Source organism: Brevibacillus sp. JNUCC-41 (genome assembly GCF_014844095.1).
Classification (GTDB): Bacteria; Bacillota; Bacilli; order Bacillales; family DSM-1321; genus Peribacillus; species Peribacillus aracenensis.
Genome location: NZ_CP062163.1, coordinates 4,083,461 through 4,100,021, shown reverse-complemented (window position 1 = coordinate 4,100,021; position 16,561 = coordinate 4,083,461). Strand labels below are relative to the sequence as shown.

14 protein-coding genes and 1 pseudogene are annotated in these 16,561 nt (G+C 35.3%); 1 reads left to right on the top strand and 14 read right to left on the bottom strand.

From position 1 onward, the window contains the following. Window positions 1-185: 185 nt before the first annotated feature. The 12 genes and pseudogenes from JNUCC41_RS19950 to mscL all read right to left on the bottom strand — a co-directional run bounded on the left by JNUCC41_RS19950 (window position 186) and on the right by mscL (window position 13,141). Complete coding sequence (locus JNUCC41_RS19950; protein WP_228467681.1) at window positions 186-1,052, bottom strand: MFS transporter; 867 nt, start codon at window positions 1,050-1,052, stop codon at window positions 186-188. A gap of 87 nt (window positions 1,053-1,139) precedes the next feature. Further along, window positions 1,140-2,267: a tyrosine recombinase XerS gene (gene xerS, locus JNUCC41_RS19945; protein ID WP_192204488.1), complete on the bottom strand. Its 1,128-nt coding sequence runs from the start codon at window positions 2,265-2,267 to the stop codon at window positions 1,140-1,142. A 107-nt stretch (window positions 2,268-2,374) separates the two neighbouring features. Continuing rightward, on the bottom strand, window positions 2,375-2,536 hold the full coding sequence (locus tag JNUCC41_RS19940; RefSeq protein WP_155727554.1) for a hypothetical protein: 162 nt from the start codon (window positions 2,534-2,536) through the stop codon (window positions 2,375-2,377). A gap of 16 nt (window positions 2,537-2,552) precedes the next feature. Further along, complete coding sequence (hepT, locus tag JNUCC41_RS19935) at window positions 2,553-2,957, bottom strand: type VII toxin-antitoxin system HepT family RNase toxin (RefSeq protein ID WP_192204487.1); 405 nt, start codon at window positions 2,955-2,957, stop codon at window positions 2,553-2,555. Further along, window positions 2,947-3,354 (bottom strand): type VII toxin-antitoxin system MntA family adenylyltransferase antitoxin, encoded by a 408-nt coding sequence (gene mntA, locus JNUCC41_RS19930; RefSeq protein ID WP_228467388.1) that lies wholly within the window; start codon window positions 3,352-3,354, stop codon window positions 2,947-2,949. The genes hepT and mntA overlap by 11 nt, the downstream gene beginning before the upstream one ends. 605 nt (window positions 3,355-3,959) lie before the next feature. Further along, window positions 3,960-4,106, bottom strand: a complete 147-nt coding sequence (locus JNUCC41_RS19925) for a hypothetical protein (RefSeq protein ID WP_192208351.1) — start codon at window positions 4,104-4,106, stop codon at window positions 3,960-3,962. A 352-nt stretch (window positions 4,107-4,458) separates the two neighbouring features. Further along, the gene (locus tag JNUCC41_RS19920) at window positions 4,459-6,834 is read right to left on the bottom strand and encodes a M14 family zinc carboxypeptidase (protein ID WP_192204486.1); all 2,376 of its coding nucleotides are present in this window, start codon (window positions 6,832-6,834) and stop codon (window positions 4,459-4,461) included. 1,138 nt (window positions 6,835-7,972) lie between these two features. After that, a complete protein-coding gene (locus JNUCC41_RS27155; protein ID WP_286182172.1) occupies window positions 7,973-8,104 on the bottom strand; it encodes a hypothetical protein in 132 nt (43 codons plus the stop codon). 219 nt (window positions 8,105-8,323) lie between these two features. Further along, window positions 8,324-9,526 (bottom strand): type IV secretory system conjugative DNA transfer family protein, encoded by a 1,203-nt coding sequence (locus JNUCC41_RS19915; RefSeq protein WP_192204485.1) that lies wholly within the window; start codon window positions 9,524-9,526, stop codon window positions 8,324-8,326. 23 nt (window positions 9,527-9,549) lie between these two features. Beyond that, entirely contained in the window at window positions 9,550-10,821 is a 1,272-nt protein-coding gene (locus JNUCC41_RS19910) for a type IV secretory system conjugative DNA transfer family protein (RefSeq protein ID WP_192204484.1), read from the bottom strand. 123 nt (window positions 10,822-10,944) lie between these two features. Further along, window positions 10,945-11,886: a M48 family metalloprotease gene (locus tag JNUCC41_RS19905; protein ID WP_192204483.1), complete on the bottom strand. Its 942-nt coding sequence runs from the start codon at window positions 11,884-11,886 to the stop codon at window positions 10,945-10,947. Between the two features lie 854 nt (window positions 11,887-12,740). Beyond that, a pseudogene (gene mscL, locus JNUCC41_RS19900) lies at window positions 12,741-13,141 on the bottom strand (large conductance mechanosensitive channel protein MscL). A 700-nt stretch (window positions 13,142-13,841) separates the two neighbouring features. On the opposite strand from mscL, the gene JNUCC41_RS19895 reads away from it, so the two are divergent. After that, a complete protein-coding gene (locus JNUCC41_RS19895) occupies window positions 13,842-14,804 on the top strand; it encodes a D-2-hydroxyacid dehydrogenase (protein ID WP_228467387.1) in 963 nt (320 codons plus the stop codon). 503 nt (window positions 14,805-15,307) lie between these two features. On the opposite strand, the gene JNUCC41_RS19890 is transcribed toward JNUCC41_RS19895, so the two are convergent. Both JNUCC41_RS19890 and JNUCC41_RS19885 read right to left on the bottom strand, forming a co-directional pair. After that, window positions 15,308-15,487: an IDEAL domain-containing protein gene (locus JNUCC41_RS19890; protein WP_192204482.1), complete on the bottom strand. Its 180-nt coding sequence runs from the start codon at window positions 15,485-15,487 to the stop codon at window positions 15,308-15,310. Between the two features lie 467 nt (window positions 15,488-15,954). Beyond that, the gene (locus JNUCC41_RS19885) at window positions 15,955-16,332 is read right to left on the bottom strand and encodes a hypothetical protein (protein WP_228467386.1); all 378 of its coding nucleotides are present in this window, start codon (window positions 16,330-16,332) and stop codon (window positions 15,955-15,957) included. Window positions 16,333-16,561: the final 229 nt, after the last annotated feature.

The window sequence follows — 16,561 nt, the reverse complement described above, 5'->3', positions numbered from 1 at the left end:
TAATATTGACTTCGACTTCTTTTACGATGTTTTCATCTGAAGCACTTGTCAATTTTAATGATAATAGGGTGATGACACCCATCACAAGTAATCCGGATAAAATAAACATCCCTTGAGTAAATGCAACGGTTCCGAGAATAATCGGTCCTACAAAACCGCCTAAGCCGCAAATGAATTGACTATGGCTATTCCAACTGGCGCAGGGACTCAGTGAAGAAAAATGTCATATAGGCAAAGAAACATCCACTGAACCCGTATAACCCGAAAGATGTAATCGTTAACATAAGCACCAACATAAAGACACTATTTGAAAAACCGCACCCGATAAATCCGACAACTGCTATCATGAGACAAACGAGCAAGTGTGATTTATGTTCATTGGTCCGATCTGAATTCCAGCCTACAAACATAATGGCAGGTATACCGACTAACGATGGAATCATCGCTAACCATCCAATTTCTAAATTGGTTGTGGCATTTTCCGATAAAGATTTTATGATGGTTGGCATCCAGAATGATAATCCATAGATTGATGTGTACCCTGCGAAATAAAAAAGGGCCAACTTCCAGATTTTCGAATCTTTCAGCATATCAAGCTTAGTAACTTTATTTATACTCGAGCTAACTTTTCTTTCCGCACTCAATTCCCCTTCTAGCCAATCATTTTCTTCCTTAGATAACCATTTAGCGTTGGCCGGTCTATTAGTTAAATAGAAAACAACAATGATTCCAATAATAATGGCCGGAATGCCTTCAAGGATGAACATCCATCTCCACCCTGCCATACCCAACCAGGAGATATTGTCAAGAATCCATGTCGATGCAGGTGCACCAATCAATCCGCCAATCGGTAGGGCTAAAAGCAAAACCGCTGTGGTCCTTCCTCTTTCGCGGTCCTGAACCAATAAGTTAAATACAAAATTATACCAGGAAAAAAACCAGCTTCGGTGACACCTAATAAAAAACGGAGAATATATAAGTGCATCGTTGTTTGCGCAAAACCTGTCAATATTACCACGAGTCCCCACGAAATCATTATGCGGGCAATCCATAATTGTGTAAGTACCCATTAGGCTCCTATGTTTAGTACGTCTCGTGAAGTTAACAGGAGAAGACCAGATAAACTTCTCCTTTATCATTTAATCCTTTTCACGATAATTGGTTCTTTTCTCTCCAAGCAGTTTCGCAGCTTTTTTAGCCTTCTCCTTCTCAGGGTTTGTATAGAGGGCAGCCGTTGTGGTCGACGTATGGCCCAGTTGAGTCATCAGCAAATGAATATCTCCTGACTGCTCCATCAAGTTTGTCCCATAGGTATGCCTAAGTTTGTGTGGCGACATCGATTTATTGGACTTAAAGGCCTTCGTGTATTTCTTAACTAAAGCCTCGATGGCACGGTTGGAAAGAGGGGTCTCTCCATCATTCATCCTAGTCAAGAATAAATAAGCCGTATCATCGTTTGATCCACTATAACGTTCTTTTCTCACTGCTAGGTAATCTTTAATGTCTTGCATAGACGGAGGAGAGACTGCCACTACATCTTTTTTTCCACCTTTACGTAATACGTGTATTTGCTTTTCTTCAAAATCCAAGTCTCGTAGCCTTAAGTTGGATAACTCATTCACGCGGATACCGCTTCCTAAGAAGAGGGATAAGATTGCAAAATCACGTTCCTTGTCCCTTTTAAAATAAATGAGTTTCCTGGAATTTTCAGGAAGCTCCTTTTCATAGTCATGCTTCACGAATTCAAGAAACCGAGCATCCTCATCATTGTGGAAAATCTTCGTCGATATTCTGGAAGCACGCACCCCCAAAGTCTCTTTCACTTTATTCACTTCAATTTTCAACATGACATTTCGATAGAAGTAAGGTTCGCCTTCCTCATTTTCCGTCTGGGTCGTTAAATACTTGAAAAGGGAACGCAATGCCGAGATTTTCCGATTGACGGATACCTTTTCCGCTTTTTTTGTTTCCTGCTTATTGATGGGGATGTTTCTCCGTTCTAAAAATTTGATAAAGGATTGAGCTTCGATCAACTTCAACTTTTCCAGAACTGACAGGGGGATATCCTTAATATGCTCCTGCTTAGCAATGCCTTCAGCTATCAGCCACTCCAAAAATAATTTATAATCAAGAACGTAATTCAACAGGGTGGAAGGGGAGCGGGTATCCAATTTATTGTAAACATATTCAACGATATAGAAAGGCATGGACTTAACCAGCTGTTCCAATTTCTGCTCATGGACTTGATGTTGTCTGGTATTCGCCATTGTTTTACTCCTTTTTTAACATTAATTTAAGCGTAAAATTCATATTATGTTCAAGTTTCTAACTACTAACGTAATAGGTCCTGCACAGAAGGATAGGAGTGAAATTATTAACTTTTAACAGGAACTTTTACATACTCATATTTTTCTGGATTTTTAAGTTTATGATTTTCGATAGCAGCTTCAGCAGCATCCTTCGTTTCAAAGATTTTATCTACCTTGATTGTTTCTTTATTTGTATGGAGATCATAAACACGGATTTTGTAATTCATCATAAAACCCCCTTTATTAAAATTTAAGGATTTGTTTTGTATAGTCAGTGAAATCCTCTAGATGGTTCGTAACAATTTGCTGCAAAATTTCTAGATTAACCGTCTGGTAATCATGAACGGCTATGTTTCTGAAACCCACCATGGCCTTTAATCGTTTGACCGTATTTTCGTCAATAATTAAAGCCCCATGAAGCATATCAAAGGCATCTCTGCTGGTTTGAGGCAATCCTAATTTCTGTTCAGCTACAATATGCATAGCCAAGTCAATTGACGCTTCGCAGGCCCTTTGTATATTGAGTATGATGGAGTCTTGTTTGGTATAGTCCTTTAGGTTTTCTGGATTGTTTTCGTAAACAACCTTAACCCGGTTCATGCAACGTTCTATAACACTGATTTTGTTCAATATCACATCATTCTTCATAGATGGTCCCACTTTCTCCTATTTTTTTTAAGATATTTTCGCGTTCCTCGTTCAATTTAGCGTACATGCTTAGTGCAGTCATTTGGAGGTTTTTAAGAAGAGTGTCGTTCGCTGAATATATAATTGTACCAGTAGTATATATCTGGGCTTTAAATACCGTGGATGCTGTACGGATATTGACTAAATCCACCTCAATTTTCAGAATATCTGCTAATTCCTGTGCCAGCTGAAAAACTTCATATGTAGTAAGCGATTGATTCTCACTGTAGAAAGCAATATCGATATCACTGTCTTTATGTGTAGAGTTTTTGGCATAAGAACCAAAGATAATAATGAAAACGGGATCTATTTTTTTTATGAGAGTATCTTGAATGGTTTGAAACATTTCTATATACATAAGACACGCTCCCTAAATTATTATATGAAGATTATACCAAACATTCATTCTCATGTCCATTTATTCGTAAAATAAGTATTTTACGCAAAGATAAGTTGAACCTCTTTCTCTAAAGCACGTGCTCAATTCATGTAACATATGTTCCAGGACCTTTTTGTATTTTCTTGTATCCACCGTAAACCTTCCTTGCCTTTTTATTCAAATTTGAAGAATAAATAAACATCCTATAACTGACGTATATCTTCATCCTGATTTAATTCCTTTGGATATACGTCATTTGGCAATGTCAATGACTAGACAACAATTTACTGAATTCTATAGTGGATGGAGGCTATAGAGGATCCATATCGACCTAAAACGGCTTTAAGATACGCATTGCAGGACTGGAGTCGATTAGACTTCTTTACAATGAGTAGGCTGTTACCCAAGGTAAAACGAGATTACCGGTTTGTTTATAAATATGACTCAGACGAAACTTCCTTTTATAAATTAGCTGTTGGTTTAAGGAATGCTAAAAGTGTTAACGGTGATAGCATTTATTATAAAGCTCAAAACAGGGACAAGTCTAAAGAAGTTTGGGAAAAAGAAGAACAATAGATTTATTGCTAAACTAATATAGTTATATACATATTGTAAATAACATTTCCTCCAATACCAATCTTAATAAGCAATTTCGCAGCTTCTTTATATGCTTTTTTCTCTAAATAAGCCCATAATCCACCATGTTTACGCGGAAATAAATTGTTTACCATCACCCCTCCTTTAAAATTATCTAGGTGTACTCACCAAACCTCCTAGGGCCGATACGTTGTTTCAAACAAAAAAGGAGACACAGTCCCCTTTGCAAGTTAATTATTTTGTTCGCTAATCCAATTATTTAACTTCATCTGTAATGATTCCTGGTTAGTTATTACATATCCAGCTTGTGAATTATAAGAGTAGTCACCATTTTTAATCGACTAAAAAACTACTTATTGATAAGAATCGTCCTTCAGCTGTTTTTGCGACAGATGATTTATAAGTTATGAGTTCAGAGCAAGCGTTTAGCATTTCTCAAATAGCCAAAGCCGGATTCAGTGCTGAATCCAGCTTTGACTATTTTTACTATTTTTCGAAAATTGCATTTGATAGAAGACGGAACAAGTAATCCGGGTGGTCGCGGAATCCTGCTTCTAAACCAATAAGAGTTACATCTTTATTCTGTTCTTTTACGATTATGGCTTGGCCCTTGGCGGTTATGTTATTTTTCCAGTGACCAGCTACGAAGAAATTACCTGAATCTGCAAGGGTCGCGACGACTTCATCATTATTCGTACCCGTGAACCATGTTGGACGATAGACAAAGCCGATATCATCCTCTCCATATCCTGCTGTTAAACCCGTTCCCTCATAATCAACTTTTACGATACCATTACTGTTGGAATCTCCTACATTAATGATGTCGTCTGTAAGACCGAGTGTCTTAGTTGCTCTAGAAGCACCAGCACCTACAGCTATATACTTGCCACCTTCATTTAAGAAGCTTGTTACATTGTCTTTAAACGTATTAAGTTGACCGGGGTTCTGTAATCCAAATTCTTTATTAGCTTCGGATAAGTTGGTAGAAATGAGACTTTCCGTTCCACTATAGACAAAAACATCAAAACCATTAAGGGTATTTTTAGCCACTTCCACTGGCGTAACTTCTGTCACATCAAAACCTAGTCTTTTCAAAGCCAACTTTGTTCCTGCGTGTGATTTCTGTTTACCTATACCTCCATCATTTAATATAGCCACTTTTAAAGACGAAATAGCCACTGCATCTGCTGGTGCCTCAGCAGTTCCAATCTGTAACCCAGATTCTTTCACCGCTGCTGATACCTGATTAGCTACTGCTTTTGCAAAGAAGTTACCTTGTGCATCACGTACTATAGGTATTCCTTGCTTAAGCAATGAATTTACTAAATTTACCGATTGGACAGAGCTGTTCGGAATCAGAAACGGTCCTTTTCCTGAAACCGTTCCTTGAGCTGTAATCTGGTTTACTTTCTTTGCATTGACTTTAATAGGATTTTGTGTGGCTACTGCCTCGAATCCCCAAAGCTCCGGTAAACTCCATGCGGAAATGTCGTACATTGCTGGGGTATCGTTCGTGATGTCTTCCCCATCCCAGAGCATTGTGTTTGCTAATCCTGCCTTCGCCTGATCCATCTCAACGAGATACGTTCCTTTTGGATATGACACTCCATCCGCTTCAAATGCATTCACGGCTTGAACAACTTCAATATCATTATTGATCAAATGATTTACAGCCTTATTCGTAATAGTCGGATCCTTCGGGTCTAGTGGAAGTATGTAGGCTTTTGGAAATAACCCTTCCTGATGAAAAGGATGGTCAAAGTTAATTCCTCTCTTAAAAACTTCAATTTGATCAGTAATCATGGATTGCTTGTTAGCTGTTGCAAATTTCAGTGCCCCCATAATCGAATTATACATCCATCGTACGCCATCCCAATCATTTGTTGGAGCTTCTAATGTATGACCGTAAGCACCATGATACATCGCATACATTGGTGTGAAAATTGGTGGGTAATCATCCCAGCCAGAGGAGTCATCGCGCAGCGGAATATATGTACCTTTCATGTTTTGATACAAGGATCCTGAATAGTTCTCATGATCCTTCATTATTTCCGCTTCCATCGCTTCTGCCTGTTTATTGGCCCATTTTCCGTATAAGTCATACTCGTAATTAGGATTATGCGGTGGCGTACAAGGCTCAATTAACCCCTGCAGATTTGGCTGATAATTCTTCACATAACCATGAGTATCAAGGAACACCATCGGGTTCCATTCTTTAATGAGCTTAACCATCTCTTTTGTTTCTGGCTGCGATTGGGTGATAAAGTCACGATTTATGTCAATTCCTTCGCCATTAAAGCGGGTGGCATCAATACGTCCATCAGGGTTTTGTACGACATTGAAAATAAGAATATTATTCTCTAAAACGTCTTTGGTTGTTGCATCATTTTGGGTAGCAAAACGTTCAATTAATTGAAGGATTGCATCACTTCCGACAAATTCAGTCCCATGAATAGAACCATTAATCATGATTGGAACTTTAAAGTCAGGATTATTGGCAACCCATTCTTGAGCTTTACCTGGATTCTTAAACATTTGCTTTCTAAGTGCCTTCACTTTTCCAAACTTCCCTTGCGTTGTTGGGTCAGCAATCGTGACAACGTAGAGTGGGTTTCCATCAGCTGATGTTCCACGGACTTCAACTTTCACACGGTTTGAAAGTTTTTCAATCTCTTTTAATTTGGAACCAATTTGTGAGAATTTCACAAAGTCATAGTTTTCACTATTAAACTTGCTTCCGTCCTGTTCCTCATATGTATTCACATTTGTCCATTGAGGTTTCTCAGCATGTCCATAACTCCACGGAATTACTGTTAGTAAACTCACAGCCATCAGGCCGGATAATACTTCTTTCCTTTTCATCCTAAAACCTCCAGTATGTATATATAGTATTTTTTTGTATATATTAACTAATACATAGATTAATTGAATACAACACGAAATGACTGGCTAATGGGCTGAACAATTTCTGTTGAAAGCGCTTTAATTTTATAACGTCGAACTAATCACATCGTTAAAAATATTCTGTATAAGCTCCCCCAGCAAGTAATGCTACATAAAGTTGAGCTTCCGAAACTAGTGCTGCAATAGGAGCGAATTCCAATAAAATAAACATTGAACGACTTGGTGGAAACGCAATACCTAAACCCGCATTCCCAGCGGCTACTGTAGCTGCTTTAATTCCTTTCTAGACTAATAAATTTCTCCTTTTCTGCACCATACAAATATTTCCTTTCTAAAAAATAAATTTCCATACATGTTTAAGAGTATCGCCTCCTTATTTAGAAGTAGTAACCCACAAACTTAGATAACTGTTTTATAATATTATATACTTATTTTTGTTTAAATTGGGAATTTTCAGATAATAACAACTGGATTTTTATCCTATATTCCTCACTTCAGAAGCATATTATTACATTATATAATATAGGCAATCTCATTTTAAAAGATTGCTTCACCCTTTATCGATAATGTATTGACGACCCAAATGAAAAAATCAGAGCTTACGCCGCTTTTGCTTTAAGTTTTATTGGTAGTAAAGTGGTTTTATCGAGGTTGCATAAAAGATTAGTAAAGGAATAAGACGAAGAGGTGTGGGAAGAATTAAAACAAGCAATTTCAAAATTAGCAACCATTAATTAACCTCTTCTTAATATTGTGGGATATAAAATAACCGTAACATGCCTTCTAGTCACTCTTATAATTCGTAAAATAGATATTTAACGCAAAAATTAATAAATATAATTTGCCACACTCTCTTTCTCTTCATAAATCTAGAGCTTATGTGAATATGGTTTTCAATTAGACAATAACTCTAGGACAAAAGGAAACTATTTTATATTTATAGAGATCATATTAAATATTATATATTCTAACGAGGTTAACGGTCTTGAATATGCCTTCCTTTTCAAGTGATAAATCAATAAAGAGAACTGATGTCGGTATATCAGTTCTCTGTTAAAATTTCTATATTCTTTATTTGTTAAATGAGAAGAAATTTTTACTGAACCTTCCCATTATTCTGTTGGTTATTCTTTTCTGAAATTCGTCTTTGATTGGCTTTCGTCTTAGCATTCACATGGTTTGCATCATTTGGTTTATTTTTTTTAGAACCTCTTGCATCATTACTCATACTTACTCACCTCCCACGGCAGCTTATATACGTAGTTAGCTTACTCTTGCCTCCAAATTTTATACGCCTCTCCTTTGTGTAGCACATCGCTAACTAGCATAAAGGCATCACATACAGACCGCGGACAACATTATTTAAATCACACAAAAAGAGCAAAAAGATTACCTTTAGGATAAGAATTTTTTATTAGCTTTAAAAATGGAAATAAATTAATTTGATTTAAAATTTTATCTTTCTTCTCTTCTTAAGACTCTTTACGTATACAATTGCTTCGTTTTCTTTTAAATTTCTAAATACTTCAGGTCTGTATATAGGTTTAACTTGATTTCTTGTGGTCATGCCATCAATCACTAAATCTGAACTATCCATCGAATATGAATATGATCTGTCAAAAGAATTATACGATCCAAAGTAATCAGACCAATAGATACAATTCTCATTTGAGTTCTGATTAAACACCACACATGTGTCACAGGAATCAATAATACTGTTACCATTCTCTCTAATAAGGGTTGGTACATCGTCTACTGTAAAGACTGTATTAATTTGATAACTCTTATCTAGCTTTAACAAGCTACATAAGTCATTAATTTCTTCAAATCTAATATCTTCTAAAATGATCAATGCTCCTTTGAAAGTATTAACTGCCGGAATGCTTTTTAATATGAGCTTTAAGATTGCCTTTAGTATTGTATCGCTTGATTTTTTACTGTTATACTGATCCAATTTGAAAACTGCTACCTCTTCATTGTTCATAATGTCTGCAATACTTTTCTCACCTGATAACATGTTACTTATTCCACTTTGTATAAATAAATCAAAATAAGTCTCAATCATTATAAAATCATCATATGCAGTATCTAAATATCGCAAAATCCTATTTTTTTCATTATCTGGGAGTACTTTTTTATTAACCATAACCTTAAGAAGATTAACTTCGTAATCTAGTAAATTATTAAAATTAAGTTTATTTTTATCATCAACTAACTTAAAGATACTTGATATATATCTACTAAATCGCAAGTATTGTTCTTTATCAAGTTCACTAAACTGAGAAAATAAATCCATTATAAAATCCTTCGAATCAACATAATTCATTTCCTTAAAAGGGTTTAAAGAATCAGTGTTTTCTTGGTTAGTAAGATCAAAGTTCCAAATCTGTTTGTTGTTATTTAGTAAATTACAGAATTTGTGATAGTCCACATTTTGTGAAAAAGATGATTGTTTATTAGTTATTATTAAAATAGGGATGTTTTGTTTAATTAATGATTGATATAGTACATTCTGTAGAAAAGTTACCTGACCTTTTCCGTTTCCTCCCGAGAGTAATACGTTCCCCAAAGTTTTACTAATATCTACAACGGATGGGTTATAGTTAGCTCCCGTAATGTTATTTAATATGGAAGTTTTATTAAGATCCATCAAGTATTCTCCTTTATCATTGCTTAACTTTTATTCTTATACTCTGAAAATTGAAATTTCACAGGGGGATAGCCTGGGAGTGAAATAATTGCTTCACCTATTCCAAGCTGAGAGATATGCCAATCTTCTATAACATTTCCTAAAATTGTTGCATCTTTCACTCCATAACGTCCTGAAAGGTACTTAATTTCCCGTCTATTCTCTCCGTATAGTTCCTTTATATAGCTTCTTGTTGCTTTATCATGGACTCTAAATGAAACGAGTGTACTAAAGCCAGATAGAATACTATGAGCGAGTTCTTTTCCATAACTATCAGAAATCTGTTCAATGTTTTGCATAGCGAGTATAAATTTAGCACCTAAACTTCTTCCGAAGTTTACACCATTGTCTATATGATATAAGTTTGGAAGTAATTTGAATTCATCGACTACATAGTAAACATTCCCTTCGCTCTTATCTCTACATAGGGATTCTTTAATGGCTAAGTCAAACATAATCTTGTAAATAGGGGTTAAAACTTTACCTATTGCCATGTCATACTCTATGTAAAGTACTCTTCCACCTTTTTTCCTAACAAATTCTCTTATGGAAAATTGGCCTTTTTTTGCGAAATTTCCTACAAATAGCTCCATACCTACGCTTCTTAGTTCTGAGATAACTCCTTGAGATTGTGAGGATTTACCACGTATGTAATCTGTAATCCCACTTAAGTCAGAATGCTCTGTTAAAGTTTTTAGAATTTCCTCTGATGTCCCTTCTACTACAATTTTTTTTAATTTTTCATTGTAGCATTCAGAATTATCACGGGTAAAAGCAGTCATAATCCCATAGAAAATGTCTTTTGCTGCACTGGCAAAGAAAGGAGAACTTGAATTTTTAATTCGCTCTTCAAACAGACTGTTTGCTATTTCGAGCAATGATTCTTGCCTTCTCGATATATCATCAATTAGTGCTTCCTTCGTTAAGTTCCAGTACTGAGTTGCTGATTCATCATTACTTATAATTTCATCTCTTCCTACAGTGTAAAATTCTTCTCTAAAATCACCTTTGGTGTCAAAGATGATGATCACGTCATCTTGGCTCATGTTATCTATGATTTGACTCACAAGTTGGAAAATAGCCTTTGTTTTTCCGGTTCCTATTGCACCAGTGAAAAGTAAATGTTTGCTAAGTAAATCGTAAGTTATAGGTATACTCTGTTTATGTCCTTTAAATTGCACATTGCTATCTTCATGGGTTATTTCAAGAGTGTCCACTAAAGAAAAACCTTCTAACATGATCGTTTTTTCAATCATAAAAATCACTCCTATAAAAAGTGTTTCTTATAATAAAAAGGCTATTGTTGTTCCTGTTAGTAAGAGGTCAGCAATAGCCTTTTCATTCAGTTTAGAATTTGTAACTGTTTTCTAACATTTCTACTACAGTGAATAGTCAGTATATTCAGACCCTAACTCTTGTAATTTTGCTATTCTATCGTCCATACTCGGATGTGTAGCGTACATGGCCTTAAGAAAACCTTGTTCAGGTATATAAACTTGAATTCGATCTAATGCAGAGGCTAATTCTTCACCGTATCCTAATTCATATGCAAATAAGTCAGCATGGTATTCACTTTGTCTTGTGGATGACCTGATAAACAGTACACCCAACCATGTCCACAATGACCATAGAAAATCAACAATTGCACCAGACCATGTAAAGCGTGGCCGTTTTTCGTCTGCATCCCCGTAGGTAATTGTTCTTTCTATCCGAGGCGTCTTATCTTCAAACATTCCAAGAAGTAGTCTGAGAGGGAATTCAAAGATAAATAAAAAAATAGTTAAAACAATTCTTACAAAAAACATAATAACGTTTATAAAGATATTTCCTACATAGACTACTAGATTAATATCTGTGTCTTTATGAGAAAGGTGCCCAAACTCATGAGCAATTATTGCTTGTATTTCTTCTTCTGGAAGACTGAGTAAGCCTTTAAATAAACATATTGTCTTTCGACCTACAGCAAATGCATTTTCAGAAATATCATTAGCAATATAAAGCCTTACATCATTGGGAAGAGAAGGATCTTTAAGCCTTGCTTTTTCATATACTTCATTAAATAATGGTTCAAGTTTATCTCTAAGATCTTTTCTCTTTATTTTTTTAGCTCCTGTCTGAAATCGTAAGATAGATTCACCAATAGGGGATAAGGCAATACATAATGAAAGAAAATATAAAACAATAACTGTTACTATGGTTCGCACTGGACTGTCGTTTTGTGAAAAGACAATATACAGTAAGCCTATGTTTAACAATAAATACAATATAACTCCAACTTTTTCCTTTCTAAACAACCTTTTAAAAAAGTCAAATACGTACATTTAGATCACCACCCAAATTTATTAATCTCACTCAATTCATAAATAGTAATATTTGTGAAATATATACACTTTTTTGAAAAAATAATCCATTTTAACTACATATTAGTAAAAATGGATTATTTTTGCGAAGTGTGCTCTAAATAGATTGAAAATGTATATAATGGGTATCAGGAATGTTCTAACTCCTTCTCTCTAGTAAGCTATGTCTCTTCCCTCCCGTATGCCTATCTCTCGTTAGGTAGGTATACGGGGGGAGGTGAAGAGATCGTTTTCTTTTACAGGCCAAGTTTTTTACATTACAAAGGTCGCCATGTAGAAGAAGACAACAGTTTACATAGAAAGGAGAAAATAATTATGCTAAAGAAAATAATGATTATTCTATATTATTTTTTTTCTAAACCCATGAAGAAACGTGACAAGTGCTTTATGTATAGTCTGTATATTTTTCTTTTTGGTATTGTAATTGAAAGTATCTGGACTATCTATGCTGGAGTTGCGCTTTCTTTCGGTTTCGCAACTTTAATACGAGTTGGGCTTAATGATTAGGCATTCCGGAAAAAAGGTATCTAAAAGGTACCTTTTTTCTTTTTTTTGAGTAAAATACTTATTTGTGGAATGGAACTTATAAATAGAATAAGGTTTATACAAATAATTAAAGTCATTCCCTTAAAATAGCAGGCCATTATTATTTTGTTACTTAGGTACAGAGAATAATAAGGATTTAGCGTTAATCGTAAATTTTGTAGCCTTGAAATAAAGTTTGAACATTTCTGTGCTAATTACTCCATTAAATGGCCCAAAAATGAAAAATAAGCGCTTGTCCTTGTTCCAGGAAAGCGCCCGTTTGCTGAATATTAAGTATGAACATATAATCTTTCATCCTGCCGTGCATTTTTTTGTAGAAGGTCGCGGATTTCCTTTAAATATTGCTCTGTTGCCGGTACCTCTTCCACTGCCTCTTCCTTGTTCACTTGTTTTTTTCTAAAAAGAGAATTCGACATCTCATAAACATTAAAATCGCAAACGAAATAATCAAGAAATCGATCACAGCTTGAACAAATGCACCGTATTGAACAACTGCGTTTCCAACTGTAATAGATAAAGAAGAAGGATTGACTCCCCCTAGTAAAATTCCAACTAGCGGTGTGATAATATATCCGACTAGCGATGATACGATTTTTCCAAAAGCAGCACCAATCACTACAGCTATGGCAAGATCTCCTTGAAAAATAAAGACCGGAAGCTCAAATCGCATCCCGAGCTTTTTTAAATCTTTAAGTCAAAGTTCATTAATTCATCAAATAGGTGGTCAAGGGAAAACTCATACCCTTAAAGATATCAATCATATCATGTTTTTTGTGTTCTGGAGAAGAGAGCATAGATGTCACAATCCCCCTTTAACTTTCTGTGAAAAGGAAGGAAACAACATTTGAGTTTAGTGAAGATAAGGAAGTATTAGATTGTTTATACATAATAAAAAGATGAATCCACCCAATACTGTAGCATTTGCGGAAACATTTTTTTGATAAATATTGATTCAACTGCAGCAGCGAATCCTCGTTATTGCTTTTTTGCGTTTAATCCTGAAGGACCCTAACCACCTCTGAATTTTTATTTAACTGATACAACTGTTTCTGAATTAATTTATACCCCCTAGTAAATTAACATATTTCCAACCTAAAAGGGATGATGGTACCAAAGATCCTCATTAACATTCCTAAACTTTTTGGATAGCCCATCGAATTTTGTCAAAAATATAATATTTCCAAATACTAATGGCGTTGATAATCATATTTAAGGGACTGGCTTTGTAAATAGGTTTCTACTAAATGTAACAAGCTGGTGTTTAAGAATGAATTGGACTTTTGTGGTAAGTTATTAAAGTAAGATTTAAAGTTATTGTCTTAGTGGGAAGTATTTATACTATATTTAAGGAATCAATAAGGAGAGAGTCCATGGTGGGTACACACAAACCAAACATTCTTGTATTTAGTCCTATTCAGAAAGAGGTTGAAGCTTATGCTGATTGTATCCGCAATACTGGGTTTATATCAGTAAAGGCAGCGAAAACTTTGGGGGAAGTAGAAAAATATTTACCAGGTACTGAAGTAATTTTGGGATGGAATTTCCCTACACAATTACTATATAAACCAATGGCCTCATCTGTTCGCTGGTTTCAGTCAATGGGAGCCGGAGTCAATGATTTGATTGCAGACAAATCAATACCTAAAAACATTACATTAACCCGAATTATTGACCAATTTGGTGCTTACATCTCTGAATATGTATTTTCGTTTCTCTTGGACATAGTGAAAGACGGTCCTCGGATGAAACAATCTCAAATGGAGCGGAGGTGGGATCCTTTCATTTCTGACACTCTAAAGGGGAAAACAATCGGCGTGGCTGGACTTGGATCGATTGGTGCTGAACTTGTACGTAAAGCTCGAGCATTTGATATGAATGTACATGGATTAAGCTTTAGTGGAAAACAAGCAACACTCGTGGATCTCCACTTTACTCCAAATCAATGGGGTGAATTTGTAAAAGATCTAGATTATTTGGTCCTAACCCTTCCTTTAACGGATTCCACTTATCATATCCTTAACAAGGACCATCTTTTAGCGATGAAATCCAACGCTTACCTTATCAACGTTGGCCGTGGAGCATTGATAGATGAAGGGGATTTAATATCTGTCATGCGAGCAGGGCATCTTCAGGGAGCAGTCCTCGATGTGTTTGAGACAGAGCCGTTGCCGAAAGAGCATGTCTTCTGGTCAATGCCGAATGTGTTTGTCACTTCTCATCTGTCAGGACCAAGTACGAATAACGAAGTGAGCAACTTTTTTATTGAAAATTTAAGGAGATTTTTAAGTGAACAACCGTTAAAGGGATTGGTAGATCGGAACCGAGGGTATTAAACCTTTTAATAATTGTTGTTATTTGCTTTCAATGAGATATTTATTGAGACAGCCGCATTTTTCAACAGAGGAATGCGGTTGTCAAACTGAAAGTAAATAATAAATAGTTTTAGTTTTACTAAAAGTACTTTCTATAGTCTGTAGACAAATTAAGATATAGGTGGTTGCAATCTTTATATTCTAACAAGGTTTATGGTAAAATATCAAAACATAGATCATCACTTCTGATAGCGTTTTTAGGCTATCCATAAAAGAAAGCCCTGAATTTTTGTAAAGGGCCAAGATAATTATATTGAATGTTAAAACAATGCTTCCTTACACAACAGTCATTAGGTTTAATTTTCTTATTTATTCTTATAGATGGAAGCATTGAATCTACTTGAGGTCCTCCAAGCATTCTAGACCACTTAAAATAAAAAATGAATCAGGAAATCACCATTACCTGATTCATTTTTTATTAAGTTAGGAGTTATCATCTTTTTTTATTAAGTTCTGTTTGCATTTTATGTTGTCCGTTTTAATTCATTTGTTAACCGGATAAATTCTTCCTTATTACGGTTTTTCAATGAGTCGTCGATTTGTTTTTCAATTTGGGCTTTCCTGTAATCGGCAAGGACTCTTTTTAGTACCATTTCAGCGGTCACTTCAGGTTCCAGTAGCGTTTCAGGCAATTGCTTTTCCATAAGAAACCAACTCCTTTACCTTTTTTCTATTATACTGAGTTCGAAGTTATCAAATCATTTAATGCCGAATCGACACGTACAGAAAGTTGTAGAAAAGTCCCATTTATTTGAAATGGTCAACAAACAAAATAAACTCACCGTTCGGGAATTTTTATGAAAATATTTATTCCATCATTTTTCTCATATTCTATATCTCTAGATTAATAAAAGTGAAAGGCGATAAACCCCATGGCTCCCAAGGGGTTATATTGTGAGGGATGTTTCCCGCCTGTGAAAAATAACGTGGCAAAGCTTCCAACATTTCGCTATTTTCCTTGGGACGTAAATAAAACCCCCGCACCAACTTTTCAGGCTGATACAAGGGCAATAGTCGCGTTTTATTGATTAAACCAATTTGTTTGGGTGTAAAAAGAGTCTTTAGCCTTTACAAATCAATCCCAGGTCTTATTTTTCATTTATTTAGTGAATTAATCATAAAAGATTAAATGCATATCACTGTTAGTCCTTGATTTAGCAAAAAATTCTGCTTCATTTCCTCCATCAACAAAATTACCAATACCTCGGAAAATACCACATTTGCCTCGTTCGATATATCTTACCCCTACATAATCATTATAACTGTCCGGATCGTACTCCCATAATTCAACTTTTAACTTACCAGCTGGACCCACGTAAGAATCCCGACAAATCTTATAATCTCCACCAGTAGAGGCAAACACATCACTTTCAGCACCATTAGAATAAAGAGATTGTTCCCCCAAGTAATCCCAGCCACTTGCAAATGTATAAGAAGGGAACAACAACGCAGCTAACAATGTCACAGCAATCATTTTAAACATTTTCATGCTCATTCCTCCTCACCCGTTTTGACTTGAAACATATTATTCTCCATATAATTTTAATCAATATTTTTTATATTATCATCTATCCAAAGATTCAATTTTTCATGAAGCGTTTTTGTAGTATCCACTACTCCATCAAACGGTTAACCCTCTCTCTGATTTCCTGCTTGATTTCTTCCACTTCAAAAATTGGGGTTAATTCCATTTCTAAAACTCCATTTCATTCAGCCAA

Bases quoted from the DNA above. Each gene is read 5' to 3' on its own strand.
- JNUCC41_RS19915 (WP_192204485.1), bottom strand. From the start codon at position 9,526: ATGGATCTTAATAAAACTTCCATATTAAATAACATTACGGGAGCTAAC.
- JNUCC41_RS19885 (WP_228467386.1), bottom strand. From the start codon at position 16,332: ATGAAAATGTTTAAAATGATTGCTGTGACATTGTTAGCTGCGTTGTTG.
- xerS (WP_192204488.1), bottom strand. From the start codon at position 2,267: ATGGCGAATACCAGACAACATCAAGTCCATGAGCAGAAATTGGAACAG.
- JNUCC41_RS19920 (WP_192204486.1), bottom strand. From the start codon at position 6,834: ATGAAAAGGAAAGAAGTATTATCCGGCCTGATGGCTGTGAGTTTACTA.
- JNUCC41_RS19895 (WP_228467387.1), top strand. From the start codon at position 13,842: ATGGTGGGTACACACAAACCAAACATTCTTGTATTTAGTCCTATTCAG.
- JNUCC41_RS19905 (WP_192204483.1), bottom strand. From the start codon at position 11,886: ATGTACGTATTTGACTTTTTTAAAAGGTTGTTTAGAAAGGAAAAAGTT.
- JNUCC41_RS19940 (WP_155727554.1), bottom strand. From the start codon at position 2,536: ATGAATTACAAAATCCGTGTTTATGATCTCCATACAAATAAAGAAACA.
- hepT (WP_192204487.1), bottom strand. From the start codon at position 2,957: ATGAAGAATGATGTGATATTGAACAAAATCAGTGTTATAGAACGTTGC.
- JNUCC41_RS19925 (WP_192208351.1), bottom strand. From the start codon at position 4,106: ATGGTAAACAATTTATTTCCGCGTAAACATGGTGGATTATGGGCTTAT.
- JNUCC41_RS27155 (WP_286182172.1), bottom strand. From the start codon at position 8,104: ATGAGTAATGATGCAAGAGGTTCTAAAAAAAATAAACCAAATGATGCA.
- JNUCC41_RS19890 (WP_192204482.1), bottom strand. From the start codon at position 15,487: ATGGAAAAGCAATTGCCTGAAACGCTACTGGAACCTGAAGTGACCGCT.
- mntA (WP_228467388.1), bottom strand. From the start codon at position 3,354: ATGTATATAGAAATGTTTCAAACCATTCAAGATACTCTCATAAAAAAA.
- JNUCC41_RS19950 (WP_228467681.1), bottom strand. From the start codon at position 1,052: ATGGATTGCCCGCATAATGATTTCGTGGGGACTCGTGGTAATATTGAC.
- JNUCC41_RS19910 (WP_192204484.1), bottom strand. From the start codon at position 10,821: ATGATTGAAAAAACGATCATGTTAGAAGGTTTTTCTTTAGTGGACACT.